General features: G+C 54.1%; 17 protein-coding genes and 1 tRNA gene. 16 read left to right on the top strand and 2 right to left on the bottom strand.

Translation table 11 applies throughout. From position 1 onward, the window contains the following. The first annotated feature begins 61 nt into the window (after positions 1-61). The 6 genes from DWZ54_RS02145 to DWZ54_RS02120 all read left to right on the top strand — a co-directional run bounded on the left by DWZ54_RS02145 (position 62) and on the right by DWZ54_RS02120 (position 5,537). The gene (locus DWZ54_RS02145; RefSeq protein ID WP_118016487.1) at positions 62-1,102 is read left to right on the top strand and encodes a 2-keto-3-deoxygluconate permease; all 1,041 of its coding nucleotides are present in this window, start codon (positions 62-64) and stop codon (positions 1,100-1,102) included. A 9-nt stretch (positions 1,103-1,111) separates the two neighbouring features. After that, positions 1,112-1,696, top strand: coding sequence for a YcxB family protein (locus DWZ54_RS02140; protein WP_147369881.1), 585 nt, complete (start codon positions 1,112-1,114; stop codon positions 1,694-1,696). Between the two features lie 37 nt (positions 1,697-1,733). Then, the gene (locus DWZ54_RS02135; RefSeq protein WP_118474305.1) at positions 1,734-2,171 is read left to right on the top strand and encodes an RpiB/LacA/LacB family sugar-phosphate isomerase; all 438 of its coding nucleotides are present in this window, start codon (positions 1,734-1,736) and stop codon (positions 2,169-2,171) included. 14 nt (positions 2,172-2,185) lie between these two features. Continuing rightward, positions 2,186-2,989, top strand: coding sequence for a triose-phosphate isomerase (locus DWZ54_RS02130; protein ID WP_118474304.1), 804 nt, complete (start codon positions 2,186-2,188; stop codon positions 2,987-2,989). Between the two features lie 164 nt (positions 2,990-3,153). Then, entirely contained in the window at positions 3,154-3,999 is an 846-nt protein-coding gene (locus DWZ54_RS02125; RefSeq protein ID WP_118016483.1) for a DeoR/GlpR family DNA-binding transcription regulator, read from the top strand. 29 nt (positions 4,000-4,028) lie between these two features. After that, positions 4,029-5,537: a phosphomannomutase/phosphoglucomutase gene (locus tag DWZ54_RS02120; RefSeq protein ID WP_118474303.1), complete on the top strand. Its 1,509-nt coding sequence runs from the start codon at positions 4,029-4,031 to the stop codon at positions 5,535-5,537. A gap of 99 nt (positions 5,538-5,636) precedes the next feature. Here the strand turns inward: DWZ54_RS02120 and DWZ54_RS02115 are convergent, their stop codons facing one another. Both DWZ54_RS02115 and DWZ54_RS02110 read right to left on the bottom strand, forming a co-directional pair. Continuing rightward, positions 5,637-5,990 carry a heat-shock protein Hsp90 gene (locus tag DWZ54_RS02115; protein ID WP_233541590.1) on the bottom strand — a complete coding sequence of 118 codons (354 nt, stop codon included), beginning with the start codon at positions 5,988-5,990 and terminating at the stop codon, positions 5,637-5,639. Between the two features lie 147 nt (positions 5,991-6,137). Further along, a tRNA-Ala gene (locus tag DWZ54_RS02110) sits at positions 6,138-6,213 on the bottom strand. Between the two features lie 444 nt (positions 6,214-6,657). On the opposite strand from DWZ54_RS02110, the gene DWZ54_RS02105 reads away from it, so the two are divergent. The 10 genes from DWZ54_RS02105 (at position 6,658) to hypE (ending at position 14,798) form a co-directional block, all read left to right on the top strand. After that, complete coding sequence (locus DWZ54_RS02105) at positions 6,658-7,755, top strand: hydrogenase small subunit (protein ID WP_118474301.1); 1,098 nt, start codon at positions 6,658-6,660, stop codon at positions 7,753-7,755. Then, positions 7,756-9,669 carry a nickel-dependent hydrogenase large subunit gene (locus DWZ54_RS02100; protein WP_118474300.1) on the top strand — a complete coding sequence of 638 codons (1,914 nt, stop codon included), beginning with the start codon at positions 7,756-7,758 and terminating at the stop codon, positions 9,667-9,669. Positions 9,670-9,704: 35 nt separating this feature from the next. Beyond that, positions 9,705-10,412 carry a Ni/Fe-hydrogenase, b-type cytochrome subunit gene (gene cybH, locus DWZ54_RS02095; RefSeq protein ID WP_118474299.1) on the top strand — a complete coding sequence of 236 codons (708 nt, stop codon included), beginning with the start codon at positions 9,705-9,707 and terminating at the stop codon, positions 10,410-10,412. 38 nt (positions 10,413-10,450) lie between these two features. Continuing rightward, positions 10,451-10,693 carry a heavy-metal-associated domain-containing protein gene (locus DWZ54_RS02090; RefSeq protein ID WP_118014487.1) on the top strand — a complete coding sequence of 81 codons (243 nt, stop codon included), beginning with the start codon at positions 10,451-10,453 and terminating at the stop codon, positions 10,691-10,693. 107 nt (positions 10,694-10,800) lie between these two features. Then, the gene (gene hypA / locus DWZ54_RS02085) at positions 10,801-11,142 is read left to right on the top strand and encodes a hydrogenase maturation nickel metallochaperone HypA (RefSeq protein ID WP_118474298.1); all 342 of its coding nucleotides are present in this window, start codon (positions 10,801-10,803) and stop codon (positions 11,140-11,142) included. Positions 11,143-11,160: 18 nt separating this feature from the next. Next, positions 11,161-11,814, top strand: a complete 654-nt coding sequence (hypB, locus tag DWZ54_RS02080; RefSeq protein ID WP_118474331.1) for a hydrogenase nickel incorporation protein HypB — start codon at positions 11,161-11,163, stop codon at positions 11,812-11,814. Continuing rightward, a complete protein-coding gene (locus DWZ54_RS02075) occupies positions 11,811-12,413 on the top strand; it encodes a HyaD/HybD family hydrogenase maturation endopeptidase (RefSeq protein ID WP_118474297.1) in 603 nt (200 codons plus the stop codon). Before hypB ends, DWZ54_RS02075 begins: the two co-directional genes overlap by 4 nt. A gap of 24 nt (positions 12,414-12,437) precedes the next feature. Further along, complete coding sequence (locus DWZ54_RS02070; RefSeq protein WP_118014493.1) at positions 12,438-12,701, top strand: HypC/HybG/HupF family hydrogenase formation chaperone; 264 nt, start codon at positions 12,438-12,440, stop codon at positions 12,699-12,701. After that, entirely contained in the window at positions 12,698-13,801 is a 1,104-nt protein-coding gene (gene hypD / locus DWZ54_RS02065; protein ID WP_118474296.1) for a hydrogenase formation protein HypD, read from the top strand. The genes DWZ54_RS02070 and hypD overlap by 4 nt, the downstream gene beginning before the upstream one ends. Next, on the top strand, positions 13,791-14,798 hold the full coding sequence (gene hypE, locus DWZ54_RS02060) for a hydrogenase expression/formation protein HypE (protein ID WP_118474295.1): 1,008 nt from the start codon (positions 13,791-13,793) through the stop codon (positions 14,796-14,798). The genes hypD and hypE overlap by 11 nt, the downstream gene beginning before the upstream one ends. The last annotated feature ends 33 nt before the right edge of the window (positions 14,799-14,831 follow it).

Here is a 14,831-nt window from a genome sequence, read left to right as displayed (position 1 = left end):
AATTGTCGGAATCTGATGAAAAACGTGAGAAGTTTTATTCATTACTAGGAGGCGTACAGTAATGGCAGAAGAAAAAAAGGATAAAGGCAGATTGAATATCCCTATTCTGCAAAAGATGTCAGATATGCCAGGCGGACTGGTTATCATCCCCTTGGTTATCGCCGTTGTGATTGCAACACTTTTCCCGCAGTTTTTCCAAATTGGTGGTTATGTAACAGCACTATTTTATAATGGTAATGCCTGCATGATGGGCTTCTTCCTCATCGTTTGCGGCTCTATGATTGATATCAAGCAGGTTGGTATGCCTCTTTACAAAGGCTGCATTATGACAGGTGTCAAATTCCTGCTCGGCGTGTTGATTGGCGTCTTGGTCGGCAAACTGTGCGGTCCAGAAGGCTTCCTGGGCATTGCGCCGTTCGTATTTATTGCGGCGATCACGAACTCCAATGGTTCGCTGTACATATCTCTTTCCTCTCAGTTTGGTAATGCGACCGATACGGGTGCTATTTCCATCCTGTCCTTGAATGATGGTCCGTTCTTCACGCTGGTGGCTCTCGGTGCAACCGGCTTGGCAAATATTCCGCTTGCTACCCTGGTAGCTGTATTGATTCCGCTCCTGATAGGCTTTGTCTGGGGCAACCTGGACCTCGATTTCCGTAAGACCTGCAAAGTTGCACAGCCGATTGTTACGTTCTTCATGACGATTTCCATCGGTGCCAAGACGGATCTTGCTACCATCCTTACGGCTGGTGCCAGCGGCCTTGTCCTCGGTCTCCTCAGCGCTGCTACGGCAGTTCTGTTCTTCTTCGTTATCAACCTTCTGCTGCCGCGCAAAGAGCGCAACGCCATGGGTGCTGCTATTGGTACGACGGCATTGAACTCCGCAATGACGCCGGCTGCTGTTGGTGAAGCTGATCCGACTTATCTGCCGGAAGTTGCTACGGCTACGGCACAGTGCGCAACGGCATCGATTATCACGCTGGCGCTCTGCCCGTTCATTACGGCAGCCTTTGATAAGTATATGATGAATCATCAGATGGGTATTTACGGTCCTGGCGGCTGGGCCCATGATAAAGCTGTACGTCTGGCAGCTGGAAAGTGAGAATTGATTATGCAGGAAGCAGCAGTTGAAAACAGGATTTCCTGCGCTGAGCGGGAAACGATAGATGTGACGCTCCGTGAGGAACTCGTATATGACTTCTTTCTTTATCATGCGTATTCGAAGCTGAGTGGTTTCCTGACGAATATTCTCGGCTTTGCCATCTTCATTCTGGGTGTTTACTCGTATTGGATGGGATATTCTGATGGGAAAGGACTTGCCTTCTTTTTTGTCAGCTCTGTTATTTTCCTGGCAGCAACGCCCTTGCAGCTGAAGTGGAAAGCTCGTCGGGCAATGAAAGAGGATATGTGGCGTCAGACCATGCATTGCACATTCGTGGATGGAGAAGGCGTACAGGTGGAACGCGGCGAGAACACACGGCTTTATGCCTGGGAAGAGGTGGAGAGAGCTGCTGTTGCTCCCAAGACCATCATTCTTTACGTTGATGGTGGCGAGGCCTTGATTTTCCCGAAGGAGAGCTTCGGCACGAAATTTGGCAGCATCTATCAGATGATTGCCGTCAATCTTGGCCGCAGCCGTAGCAAACGGGCTGAAAAGCAGAAGAAGCCGGATAAAAAAACTGCTGAACTTGCATAATCCAGTAATGAACGCAAACAAGAAAGGCTATGATATTATGAAGATTGCTATGGGATGCGATCCGAATGCAGAGGCATTCAAACAGGAAATGAAAGAGTTTGTAAAAGGACTCGGTCATGAAGTCGTTGATTTTGGCAGTGAAGATGTAATTTATGCCCATGTAGCAACTAAAGTTGGCGAGGAAGTGGCAGCCGGCCACTTTGACCGCGGCATTCTGTTCTGTGGCACGGGACTGGGGGTCATGCTGGCCGCCAATAAAGTAAAAGGCATTCGTGCTGCTAATATTACCAATATTTATTCCGCCAAGCGCGCCTGCCTGAGCAACGATTGCAATATCATCACGCTGGGCTGCCAGGTGACGGGCAATATGCTGGCTAAAGATCTGATTGAGGCCTATCTCTCCTGCGAGTATACGTATAACGAGCGTTCTGGCAAGAAAGTAGACGCGATTAACGAATACGATAATGCACGTTAAGGCAGGTGGCAGATATGGATAAAGTATATTTTGGGACCAATCTCAAGATGTATAAAAACATCCAGGATACTGTATCGTATCTGAATGAACTGACAGAACTGACCAAGGATTTGGACCGCAGCAAGATCGAGCTCTTTGTAATTCCTTCCTATACCTCCCTGCCGGATGCAGTAAAAATCGAAAACCGGTCGTTGGTGCGCCTGGGAGCCCAGAATATGGGATGGGAAGAGCAGGGTCAGTTTACGGGTGAAATCAGTCCGCTGATGTTGAATGAACTGGGGCTGGATATGGTCATGATCGGCCATTCGGAACGGCGTCATGTTTTCCGTGAAACGGACCAGGAAGAGAATAAAAAAGTGCTCTGCGCCATTCAGCATCATCTGGATGCCCTGCTGTGCATTGGCGAAACGGAAGAAGAAAAAGAATATGGCTTAAGTGATGAAGTGCTGCGTACACAGCTGATTGCCGGCTTCCACGGTATTACAAGCGCCATGGCGGAGCAACTGCTGGAGGGTGAGCCCAAAATTCGCGTGGCATATGAGCCGGTGTGGGCAATCGGTGTCAATGGCAAACCTGCCAGTGTCGAGTATGCAGAAGAAAAGCATCGTGTCATCAAAGCTTGCTTAGTAGATCTTTTTGGTGAACTTGGTAACCGTATCCCTGTCTTGTATGGTGGCAGCGTTAATCCTCAAAATGCGGAACCGCTCATTGCCCAGGACTCTATTGATGGACTTTTTGTCGGACGGAGTGCATGGAATGCAGGACCATTCAATACATTGATACGTTCCTGCCTAGAATGTTTATCGTCACAGGGATAAATCCGGTAAAGAGGAAGGAACTCGCTGAATATGGCGATAGTCCTTCCTTTTTATTGTTTATCGTTTTTTTATCTTCCTTTTTCAGATCAGCTATTGTAGAATAATCAAGAAAGGTAGATTTTTTATGTGAATCTATATAACTCCCCGCTAGGAAAGGATACGTTATGTTTGCGATAAACCGTAGAGAAAAGATACAGCAGATTGTGATGGAAAAAGGATCTGTCAAGACAACGGAACTTTGCGATTTGCTCGGGGCATCGCCCTCAACTGTGCGGAATGACCTGAATTATATGGCGCGACAGGGGCTTATCCAGAAGGTTCATGGCGGTGCGGCCAGAATAGTTGAGCAAAAGAGCTCAAAATCAGAGGCTGTGTTGATTCCTGATTATATCGAATCAAATCATTTTCGTTTTCAGCGCCGTGAAATGCAGCATAAAATGCAAAAAGAGGCAATTGCAAATGTTGCATTATCCTATATCCGTGATAATCAGTGCATACTGTTGGATGCCAGCTCCACAACTTTGACCTTAGCTAAAAAGTTATTGCCGTTCAATAAACTTTTGGTAGTAACAAATGGTATCTATACAATGTTTCATCTTAAGGATGCACCTAATGTGGATACCGTTATCATTGGCGGGTTTGTCAGCAAAACATCCGGCTTTGTGGAAGGGGTAATCGGTGCAGATATATTGAATCATCTCAATGTCGATATTGCATTTGTTTCAGCCAATGGCTTTACAGAGAAAGAAGGGCTGACAGACTTCGATATTTATGAAGTTGAATTGAAAAAATGCATGTTGGAACGATGCAAGCATATTGTAGCCATGCTGGATTCTTCCAAACTGGAGCGCGTATCGTCCTCTAGTTTTCTGCCAGCAGAAAAGATAGATGTTCTTCTGACAGATGATAAGATCGATGCTAGACTTTTGCGCAAATACCAGAAAAGTGGTATCAACGTCCGTATATGTCCCTGTAACGATGAAGAAAAAAGACATGAGTCCAATGAGTAATCGCAACAAATAAGAAAAGAGGCTTTTTTATGTGTATTTCGGAACGAGCTTTCTTGAAACTGGCCAATGGCAGCGATGTGCGCGGTGTTTCCATCGAGGGCGTGGTCGATGAACCCGTGACGCTCAATGCAGAAGCAGCAAACCGCATTACGTCCGGTTTCCTGGATTTCCTCAGCACGAAGACGGGCAAGAAGATCAAGGACCTGCGCGTGGCCGTGGGTCATGATTCGCGCATCTCGGCGCCAATGCTGAAGAATGCCGTGCTGGAGGCGCTGACGGCAGCCGGCGCCGTCACGGTGGACTGCGGTCTGGCTTCGACGCCTTCGATGTTCATGTCCATTGTTTTCCCGGAAACGAAGATGGATGGCTCCATCATGATCACGGCCAGCCATCTGCCGTTCAACCGCAACGGACTGAAGTTCTTCACGAAGGACGGCGGCGTCGAGCATGAGGATATCATCGCAATCCTCGAGGCGGCAGCCCGCTTCCCTGAGCAAAAGGGCGACCTGACGAAGGTGCAGAAATACAATCTCATTGACCGTTACTGCCATCATCTGCGCAAGAAGATCCGTGCAGCGCTCAACATGGGCGATACGCCGCTCAAGGGCATGCACATCGTCGTCGACGCCGGCAACGGCGCGGGCGGCTTCTTCGCGACGCAGGTTCTCGGCCGTCTCAGTGCCGACACGTCGGGCAGCGTCTTCCTCGAGCCGGATGGCCATTTCCCGAATCACATCCCGAATCCGGAGAACAAGCAGGCCATGGCCGCCATCCAGAAAGCGGTTCTCGATGCGCATGCAGATCTCGGCTTCATCTTCGATACGGATGTGGACCGCATGAGCGCCGTCCTCAAGAATGGCAAGGAAATCAGCCGCAATGCCCTGATCGCCATGATGGCCGCCATCCTCGCGCCGGATTATCCGGGCAGTACGATCATCACGGATTCCGTGACGAGCGATGAGCTGACGGAATTCCTGCAGGATGAGCTCGGCCTCAAGCATCTGCGCTACAAACGAGGCTACAAGAACGTCATCGACGAGTGCATCCGCCAGAACAAGGCTGGTGTCGTTTCGCCGCTGGCCATCGAGACGAGCGGCCACGGCGCACTTTCCGAGAATTATTACCTCGACGACGGCGCTTACCTGGCCGTCAAGCTCCTGATTGCGGCGACGAAGGCCAAGGCACAGGGCCGTGACCTCGGCGCACTCATCAAGAAGCTCGGCGAGCCGGTTGAGAGCAAGGAGTACCGCATGAAGATCATGGGCGAGGAGGACTTCCGCGCCTATGGCCAGGGTGTGCTCGAGACCTTTGAGCAGCGCGCGGAAAAAGCGGGCATCCGCATCGCCAAGCCGTCGTATGAAGGCGTGCGCCTCGTGTTCCCGAACGGCTGGGCACTTTTGCGCATGTCGCTGCATGACCCGCAGATGCCGCTCAACGTCGAGAGCCGCAAACGCGGCGGCGTGGCCGAGATCGTCAAAGAAGTGGAAAAACTCCTCGCCGGCTTCACGAGCCTTGACATGAGCGTATTCCGCAGCTGATACAGCCTGTACGGATACATAAATACAGATATGGAAAGAAGGACTGCCGCATCGTCACCGATGCAGCAGTCCTTCTTTTTTATGAGCACGTGTCTTTTATCAGGCGTTGAGCAGCAGATTCTTGTGGTCGAGGACGAATTTGCCGTTCGTGCAGGCCGGGCAGAAGCACGTATTACCGCCGGCAGCCTTGACTTCCTGACCTTTCTTGAGCATGGCGGCAGCCTGGTCGGCGCCGAACAGTTCCTTGGCCTTGTCTGAGGCGAAGAATGGCAGGACATCATCGATACTGCAAACGCATTCCTCAAGTGCTGCGATGAGCTTCTGGGCTTTTTCCTTTTCATCGGCTTTGCCAACGGCGGCAAGGTATTCTTTGGCGACATCCTTGAGGCCGGCATAAGCGCTCGGTGCATCAATGACACCCTGTACATGCTGCAGGACTTCTTCTTTCGTCATACTGATCATCCTCCTTCGAGATGTGGTCCTCATGATTGATCATCAGGATCTTCGACAAGTCAAGCATAGCACGCGTTGAATGTAATGTCAATAATTACATCTTTGGATAAGAAAAAAGCAGGCATATGGCCTGCTCGGTACTCTTTCTGGTGGAGACGAAGGGGATTGAACCCTCGACCTCTCGGATGCGAACCGAACGCTCTCCCAGCTGAGCTACGTCCCCAGAACAAGTTAGAGTATACCGCTTTTTCGCTGATTTTTCAAGGATTTTTCGTGATTTCGGTATGACAGATGAAATATTTTTCACAACCTGTGAAAAAATATCGATGAAATGGGCAGGAATCTCATCGATACTCCGTTGGAAATCGGAAAAAAGCAAGGGGATATGAGGGAGAAAACTTCTTTTTATAACTGGATTTGCCTGCTGAATCTTGAACAGATAAATTTCACTTATGTGATAAGATAATGCTGTTTATAATGATAATACGATTAACTAAATTTATCATAAATGTTGCTGGCATAGATGTAGATATTTTGGACATTTCAGCGTATAATGAGAATAAAGAAGCCACAACAATGCGAGGATTCCCGCTGGAATGGAGACGAGCCGCCATTCCTGCGGGGACACCGCGCAGTATCCGCAGGGATATCATGAGGAGGTAACAAAGTGGACAAACGGGAGAGTATGTGGGATGTATATCTCAAAAATGGCATGAGCCGCCGCAGCTTCATCAAAGGCTGCGTAGCGCTGACGTCTCTCATGGGACTGAGCTCAGACAAACTCACGAAAGTCGTCGAGGCGGCGGAGAAGAAACCGCTGCCGGTTGTCATCTGGATTCACGGCCATGAATGCACGGGTTGTGATGAATCGTTCATCCGTTCCGGCTCGCCGCTGGCATCGGATGTCGTCCTGAGTCAGGTTGCCCTGGAGTATGACCATCTCCTGAGTGCAGCCAGTGGTGAGCCGTTCGAGGCTCATCTCGAGGAAACGATTGAGAAGTACAAGGGTCAGTATATCCTGGCCGTAGAAGGTGCAGTCTGCACGAAGGACAACGGTGTTTACTGCATGTCGGGCGGTCACACGTTTACGCATACCCTGCGCCGTGCCGCCGAGAATGCAGCTGCGGTCATCGCATATGGCACCTGCGCCGTCTCGGGCGGTATCCAGGCTGCCAGCCCGAACCCGACGGGTTCCTCGGGCATCACGCAGTTCACGGGCAAGACGCCGGTCGTCTGTGTTCCGGGCTGCCCGCCGATTCCGGAAGTCATGACGGGTGTCGTCATGCACGTCGCTCTCTTTGGCACGGTGCCGCCGCTTGATGGCGAAGGCCGTCCGAAGCAGTTCTACGGCAACCGCATTCATGATACGTGCTACCGCCGTCCGTTCTTCGATGCCGGCATGTTTGCCGAGAGCTACGATGATGCAGGCTCGAAGGCCGGCTGGTGCCTTTACAAGCTTGGCTGCCGCGGCCCGGAGACGTACAATTCCTGCGGCAACCTGCGCTGGTTCCAGGGCATGAGCTATCCGATTCAGTCCGGTGCTCCGTGCATCGGCTGCTCGAATGCACATTTCTGGGATGAAGGTTCGATGAGCGAGCGCCTGCCGAAGTTTGGCCAGCCGATTGGCGATATCGATAAGATCGGTGCCGGCCTTGCTGCCGTAACGGCCGTCGGCGTAGCTGCACATGCGGCTGCCAGCGTCGTACAGAAGAAGAAACGGAAAGCCGCTGAGGAGAAAGAGAACGGGGAGCAGGTGAAGAAATAAATGAAACACGTAGTAGTTGATCCAATCACAAGAATTGAGGGCCATCTGCGCGTCGAGGTCCAGGTCGATGAAGCTTCGGGCAAAGTAACGGATGCGCTGTCCTCCGGTACGGCATGGCGCGGCCTCGAGCTCGTCATGAAAGACCGCGATCCGCGCGATGCATGGGCCTACATCCAGCGCATCTGCGGCGTCTGCACGTCGGCACATGCCTTGGGCAGCCTGCGCGCTGTCGAAGATGCACTCGGCATCAAGATCCCAAAGAATGCACATTACATCCGCAACATCATGGCCGCTACGCTGACGGTCCAGGATCATATCGTTCATTTCTATCATCTGCATGCCCTCGACTGGGTCAGCCCGGTTGAAGCACTGGCTGCTGATCCTGTTGCTACGGCTAACCTGCAGAATACGGTCCTCAACGCCTACAAGCTGCCGTTCCGCGCTCCAGGCACGAGCGTGACGGAAGCTTATGACCATGATTTCCCGGCTGCAACGCCGCAGTATTTCGCGGAAATCAAGGGCAAGATCCAGGCCATTGTCGAGAGCGGCCAGCTCGGCATCTTCGCTGCCAACTGGTGGGACCACCCCGATTACAAGCTGTTGCCGCCTGAGGTTCATCTCATGGCCATCGCGCATTACCTCGAGATGCTCGACAAGCACCGCGAGCTCGTCACGCCGCAGGTCATCTTCGGCGGCAAGAACCCGCATCCGCATTACGTGGTCGGCGGTATGCCGTGCTCCATCTCGATGGAAGATGGCAACGCACCGGTCAACACGGCTCGTCTCGGCATCGTCGACCGCGCCATCAACCTCGGCCGCACGCTCGTCAACAATTACTACATCCCGGATGCACTGGCAATCGGTACGGCTTACGTCAAAGCCGGCCGCGTCGATGGCGGCGGCCTTGCAAAAGAGCGCGTGCTCGGCTATGGTTCGTATCCGATCGAGCCGGTTTCCGGCACGGCGAATGGCGACTTCTTCAACAACCTGCTCGTCCGCTGCAACGGCGTAGTCGAGGACTTCGGCAAGGGCCTGGCAGCAGCCAAGGTTTATGAGATCAACGCCGAGGATGTCAACGATCCGGAAATCTTTACGGAAGGCGTTGAACACTCCTGGTACGAGTATCCGGAGAAGGGCGGCAAGGACCTCAATCCGTGGGATGGCGTCACGAAGGCCAAATACACGGGCCCGAAGGAAGGTACGCCGACGGAGTGGAAGGCACTCAACGAGAATGGCAAGTATTCCTGGCTCAAGACGCCGAAATGGCGCGGCAAGGTCTGCGAAGTCGGTCCTCTCGCACGTTATATCATCGTTTACACGAAGGCAAAGAAGGGCATGCTCGGCGAGCCGACCTGGGCTGAGAAGATGATGCTCGACCAGATCGACGCTGTCTCGAAGGTCCTCGGTGTTGCTCCTGAGGTCTGGCTCCCGACGATGGTCGGCCGCACGGCTGCCCGCGCTCTCGACTGCCAGCTCAACGCGGAAATCAACAAGTTCTTCTTCGATAAGCTCATCGCGAATATCAAGTCCGGCGATACGAAGACGGCGAACATGGAGAAGTGGGATCCTTCGACTTGGCCGAAACAGGCCAAGGGCGTCGGCCTTTACGAGGCTCCGCGCGGTGCTCTCTCGCATTACATCGTCATCAAGGACGGCAAGACGGACAACTATCAGGCAGTCGTACCGACGACCTGGAATGCCTGCCCGCGCGATGATGAAGCCGGCCACGGCGCTTACGAGAAAGCGATGATGGATACGCAGGTCAAGATCGCGGACAAGCCGCTTGAGATCGTCAAGGTCGTCCGTTCGTTCGACCCGTGCATGGCTTGTGCAACGCATATGTTCAACGCCAAGGGCGAGAAGATCAGCATCATCACCACGGATCCGTATTCCGGCACGCACGTTGAAAAGTGAAAAAGGAATACGGTGGAAAGGAAAGGAACAGTAGAATGAAAGAAGAAAAACGGAAAGTCTACTACCTGTTCAGTCCGTTTCTGAGGATGTTCCATTGGATCATGGTGCTCTGCATTATCACGCTGTTCATCACGGGCCTCTTGATCACCAAGCCGGTCACCGTCATGGGCATTGAACCGACGTATACATCCCTGTCGATGGACTGGGTCAGAAATATCCATTTTATCGCGGCCTTCACGTTCTGCGCAGCGTTTATCCTGCGTATCTACGGCTACATCCGCTATCCTGGCGACCGCCTTTTCCCGCGCGTTTGGAAGGGCTTCTTCTATCGTGATGTCATCGATGTTACGCTGCACTACATGCTGCTGAAGCCCGGTCATGACCCGTACCTGCGCAATCCGCTGGCACGTTCTTCGTACGCGGCACTTTACGCCATGGTACTCGTTGAAATTCTCACGGGGTTTGCGATGTACTACATGACGGAACCGAGCAACGTCGGCGGCGTCCTGTTCGGCTGGGTCAATGTGGTCCTCGGCGGCGAGATGGTCACGCATTGGGTTCACCATATCTTTGCCTGGCTCATCATCCTCTTTGCCATCGGCCATGTCTACATGGTACTGCGTGCCGATGTCATGGAGGCCGAAGGCGAGGCTTCGAGCATGTTCTCCGGCGTGAAGTTCCTGGAGCATGTGCCGCTGGATGCACCGGAAATCGGTGAGGAAGGTCATCAGAAAAAGAAGTAAGAAATTTCCCGTCACGGGAATGAAGGAGAAATGACATAATGTGTAAAGAATGTGGTTGTGGCGAGACGAACGGCAATACGCGTCTCCAGTTCACGGTCAAAGGTTATACGGATGAAAGCGCAAAAGAAGTCGAGAAGGCTCTGCTGGGCCTCCCGGGCGTACTCTTTGTTCACATCCATGCACACGATGGTGAGACGACGGTAGACTACAGTCCTGCCAAGACGAAGCTCATGGACATCCTGGGCGTCCTGCAGGCACGTGGCCTGGAAGCCGCTTTGTGATCGAGCCGTAACATGTCATACAGGAAACGCCTTCCCAGCTGTCGAGATCTCAAGATGGCCGGGGGGCGTTTCTTGTCATGTGGGGGCATCCCCCCAGGGAGGTTTTTATGCATGAAATGGCGATTGCCGAGGGTGTGCTCGATATCGCGCTCGACTATGCGCAGAAGAATAACGCGCAGCGCATTTCAGAAATCGGCCTGCTGATCGGTGAAATGTCCGGCGTTGTCGTCGAATCCCTGGAGTTTTCGTTCAACATGATTGCGAAGGGGACGATTGCCGAGAATGCCAAGATTGTCGTCAAGCGCACGCCGCTCATCGGCCGCTGCACGAAATGCGGCAAAGAGTTCCATGTGGAACATTACGATTTCTGGTGTCCGGAATGCAAGGATGGCGTCTTGTCCATCCTTTCAGGACGCGAAATGCAGGTAGAATATCTGGAGGTGGATTAAGTGGCTGAAATTCAGGTCATGAAGAATATACTGGGAGAGAACGACCGCATTGCGGCTGAGAACCAGGCTTTGTTTGAGGAAAAGGGCGTCTACGTCATCAATCTCATGGGTTCGCCGGGAGCCGGCAAGACTTCGGTACTTGAGAAGACGATGGAGAAGCTCAAGGACAAACTCAAGATGGCTGTCATCGAGGGCGATCTCTTCACGAGCAAGGATGCGGACCGCATCGAAAAGCACGGCGTACCCGTCATCCAGATCAACACGGCTGGCGGCTGCCATCTCGATGCGCCGATGGTGCAGCAGGTGGCGCAGAAGCTCGATTTCGATCATCTCGACCTGCTTGTCGTCGAGAATGTCGGCAACCTCGTATGCCCGGCTGAATTTGCCGTGGGCGAGGACGACAAGGGCGTCGTGCTTTCCATTACGGAGGGCGATGACAAACCCATGAAATACCCGCTGATCTTCAAAGAATCGGCGATTGCCCTGCTCAATAAGGCGGATCTTCTGCCGTACTGCAATTTCGATATGGCTGCGGCCAAAGACGACATCACGACGCTGCATCCAGGCATGACGGTCGTCGAGGTTTCCTGCACGCAGGAAACGGGCCTCGACACCTGGTGCGACTGGCTGCTCGCACGCGTCAAAGAGAAGAAGGAGAGGTGCGCGAAATGAAGGATGCGTTCGGCAATGGCAGCGAACCGGGCGTAACGCCTGATGATGTGCTTCACCCGGCGGAAATCACGGTTCTCGGCGTCGGCAATGTCATCCTGCGCGATGAGGGATTCGGCGTGCGCGTCGCGGAGTACCTGGACCGCCATTATGAATTTCCCGAAGAGGTGCAGGTCATTGATGGCGGCACGCTCGGCATTGAGCTCACGCAGTATGTGACGGGCACGAAGAAGCTGCTCGTCATCGATTCCATCAATGGCGGCGCCGAGCCTGGCACGCGTTTTCATCTGCACAATGATGAAGTCATGATGCATTTCCAGGACAAGCTCAGCGCGCATGAGGTCGGCATTCAGGATGTCCTTGCACTCCTGACGGTTACGGGCCGCAAGGTTCCGGAGGTCGTCGTGCTCGGTGCGCAGCCCTTTGACTTGGAAGCCGGCGTCGAGCTCAGCCCGGGCATGATGGATCTTTTGCCGGCTGTGGTGGAAGAGGCCATTGGCGTCTTGAAGGACTGGGGCATCACGCCGCGTCCGCGCCAGGAAGTCCGCGCGATGGATTACGACATCGTTGCGGAAGAAGATGTCAAGAATCAGATGGAATGATCCGCACATGGAGGTTGATGGAAAATGTGTTTAGCCGTTCCCGCTAAGGTAATTGCAGTGGAGGATTCCGTGGGCAAGGTGGATATTGCAGGCGTTACGCGCGATATCAGCCTGATGCTCCTGCCGGAAACGAAGGTGGGGGATTTCGTGCTCGTCCATGCCGGATTTGCCATCCAGACGGTCACGCAGGAAGAAGTCGAGGAAACGAATGCACTGCTCGCGGAGATGAATGGTGCACCGCGCACGGTCAACGACATCCCCGAGGGCGCTGCCGGAGGTCAGGTATGACGAAACAGGAAGAACGGGAACTGGCGGCCCGCCTTGTCAAAGAAATTGGCCGCATGGCAGAGCAGGCGGATCATACCCTGCGCTTCATGGAAGTCTGTGGCACGCATACCGTCGCCATCTTCCGCGCGGGACTGCGCCAGATGCTGCCTCCCAAGGTGGAACTCGTGTCGGGCCCAGGCTGTCCGGTTTGCGTGACGCCCGATGACTACATGGACAAGGCCATTACGTATGCCAAGCGCGACGATGTCATCCTGACGACCTTTGGCGATATGCTCAAGGTTCCGGGCTCGACGTCGAGTCTGATGGAAGCCAAAGCGGAAGGCGCGGACATCCGCATCGTTTACTCGCCGCTTGACAGTTTGCAGGTAGCGAAGGAAAATCCCGATAAGAAGGTCATTTTTCTGGCTGTCGGCTTTGAGACGACGGCTCCGACAGCGGCGGCCACGGTGCTGGCTGCCAGAGAACAGGGCCTCACGAACCTCTACATGCTGTCAGCGCAGAAGCTCGTGCCGCCGGCACTGCGGGCGCTGCTCAATGATCCGGAGGTCCGCGTCGACGGCTTCATCCTGCCGGGCCATGTCTCGGTCATCACCGGTACGGAAGTCTTTTCGTTCCTTGTGGATGAGTATCACATGCCTGGCGTTGTCACGGGCTTTGAGCCGCTGCAGATCCTGCGCTCGCTCTATCGCCTCATGAAGCAGGTGACAGAAGGCGCTGCACGCATCGAGAACGAGTATGGCAGCGTCGTCCATCCGGGTGGCAGCCCTGCGGCCCGCAAGGCCACGGAACTCGTTTATGAGCCCGCTGATGCGGCCTGGCGCGGCATTGGCGTGATTCCCGAATCGGGTCTGTGCATGCGGGACGCCTTTGGCGCGTACGATATCGAACGTCTGCTGCCGCTCGACGTGCCAATGGGGAAGAACAAGCCGGGCTGCCGCTGTGGCGAGGTCCTGCGCGGCATCGTGACGCCAAAGGAATGCCCGCTCTTTGGCAAGGTCTGCGTGCCGACGCATGCCGTAGGCCCCTGCATGGTGTCGGTGGAAGGCGTCTGTGCGGCCTGGTATAAATATGGACAAGGGAGATTTGAATATGGCAGATGAATACATTACCCTGGCGCATGGCGCCGGCGGCAAGATGAGCCAGGAACTCATGCAGGAGGTCATCCTGCCGGAGTTCTCGAATCCGCTGCTCGATGAACTTCACGATGGAGCCCAGGTCAAGATGAGCGGCAATGTGGCATTCACGACGGATTCCTACGTCGTGCGCCCGCTGTTCTTTGCCGGCGGCAACATCGGCAAGCTCGCCATCTGCGGCACGGTCAATGATTTGTCGATGACGGGTGCTGTACCGCGTTACATCTCAGTCGGCATGATTCTTGAAGAAGGTTTTCCGATTGCAGATCTTCGCAAGATTGCCCACACGATGCATGAGATGGCGGCAAAGGCCGGCGTCGCCATCGTCACGGGCGACACGAAGGTGGTAGAGCGCGGCAAGGCTGACGGTATTTTCATCAATACGGCCGGTATCGGCGACATCATTCCCGGCACGCATATCTCGCCGCGCCGCGTGCAGCCCGGCATGAAAATCCTCCTGTCCGGCTTCATCGGCGATCATGCGGCCACCATTCTGGCCGGCCGTCACGGACTTGAACTGCCGGATACAATCAAGACGGACTGTGCGCCTCTGAACTCCCTGACGAAGGCCATGCTGGACGCGGCACCCGATATCGCGGTGCTGCGCGATCCGACGCGTGGCGGCGTGGCAGCGGTGCTCAATGAGATTGCGGAAGCCTCGCACTGCGGTGTACTCATTGAAGAGGATGCCCTGCCGGTGCGTCCAGAGGTCCGCGGCGTCTGCGACATCCTGGGCTTCGATCCGCTTTACCTGGCCAACGAGGGCAAATGCATCGCCTTCGTGCCGGCTGAGAAAGCCGATGAAGTCCTCTCTGTGATGCGTGATAATCCGTACGGCAAAGATGCCTGCCTCATCGGCGAAGTTACGGCCGAGGCGCCGGGCCAGGTCGGCCTGCGCACGGGTATCGGCGGCATTCGCATCGTCGATATGCCGCTCGGCAATCTGGTGCCGCGCATCTGCTGATTGTGAAAGCCATTCTCCGCTTGAACAAGCCTT

The organism is Mitsuokella sp. AF33-22 (assembly GCF_003475755.1).
Taxonomy (GTDB): Bacteria; Bacillota; Negativicutes; order Selenomonadales; family Selenomonadaceae; genus Mitsuokella.
The sequence above is the reverse complement of the archived record's forward strand: the minus strand, read 5'-3'. Positions and strand labels throughout refer to the sequence as shown.

Excerpts from the sequence above, each read along its gene's own strand:
- DWZ54_RS02145 (WP_118016487.1), top strand. The coding sequence starts at position 62 with ATGGCAGAAGAAAAAAAGGATAAAGGCAGATTGAATATCCCTATTCTG.
- DWZ54_RS02140 (WP_147369881.1), top strand. The coding sequence starts at position 1,112 with ATGCAGGAAGCAGCAGTTGAAAACAGGATTTCCTGCGCTGAGCGGGAA.
- DWZ54_RS02135 (WP_118474305.1), top strand. The coding sequence starts at position 1,734 with ATGAAGATTGCTATGGGATGCGATCCGAATGCAGAGGCATTCAAACAG.
- DWZ54_RS02130 (WP_118474304.1), top strand. The coding sequence starts at position 2,186 with ATGGATAAAGTATATTTTGGGACCAATCTCAAGATGTATAAAAACATC.
- DWZ54_RS02125 (WP_118016483.1), top strand. The coding sequence starts at position 3,154 with ATGTTTGCGATAAACCGTAGAGAAAAGATACAGCAGATTGTGATGGAA.
- DWZ54_RS02120 (WP_118474303.1), top strand. The coding sequence starts at position 4,029 with ATGTGTATTTCGGAACGAGCTTTCTTGAAACTGGCCAATGGCAGCGAT.
- DWZ54_RS02115 (WP_233541590.1), bottom strand. The coding sequence starts at position 5,990 with ATGACGAAAGAAGAAGTCCTGCAGCATGTACAGGGTGTCATTGATGCA.
- DWZ54_RS02100 (WP_118474300.1), top strand. The coding sequence starts at position 7,756 with ATGAAACACGTAGTAGTTGATCCAATCACAAGAATTGAGGGCCATCTG.
- cybH (WP_118474299.1), top strand. The coding sequence starts at position 9,705 with ATGAAAGAAGAAAAACGGAAAGTCTACTACCTGTTCAGTCCGTTTCTG.
- DWZ54_RS02090 (WP_118014487.1), top strand. The coding sequence starts at position 10,451 with ATGTGTAAAGAATGTGGTTGTGGCGAGACGAACGGCAATACGCGTCTC.
- hypA (WP_118474298.1), top strand. The coding sequence starts at position 10,801 with ATGCATGAAATGGCGATTGCCGAGGGTGTGCTCGATATCGCGCTCGAC.
- hypB (WP_118474331.1), top strand. The coding sequence starts at position 11,161 with ATGAAGAATATACTGGGAGAGAACGACCGCATTGCGGCTGAGAACCAG.
- DWZ54_RS02075 (WP_118474297.1), top strand. The coding sequence starts at position 11,811 with ATGAAGGATGCGTTCGGCAATGGCAGCGAACCGGGCGTAACGCCTGAT.
- DWZ54_RS02070 (WP_118014493.1), top strand. The coding sequence starts at position 12,438 with ATGTGTTTAGCCGTTCCCGCTAAGGTAATTGCAGTGGAGGATTCCGTG.
- hypD (WP_118474296.1), top strand. The coding sequence starts at position 12,698 with ATGACGAAACAGGAAGAACGGGAACTGGCGGCCCGCCTTGTCAAAGAA.
- hypE (WP_118474295.1), top strand. The coding sequence starts at position 13,791 with ATGGCAGATGAATACATTACCCTGGCGCATGGCGCCGGCGGCAAGATG.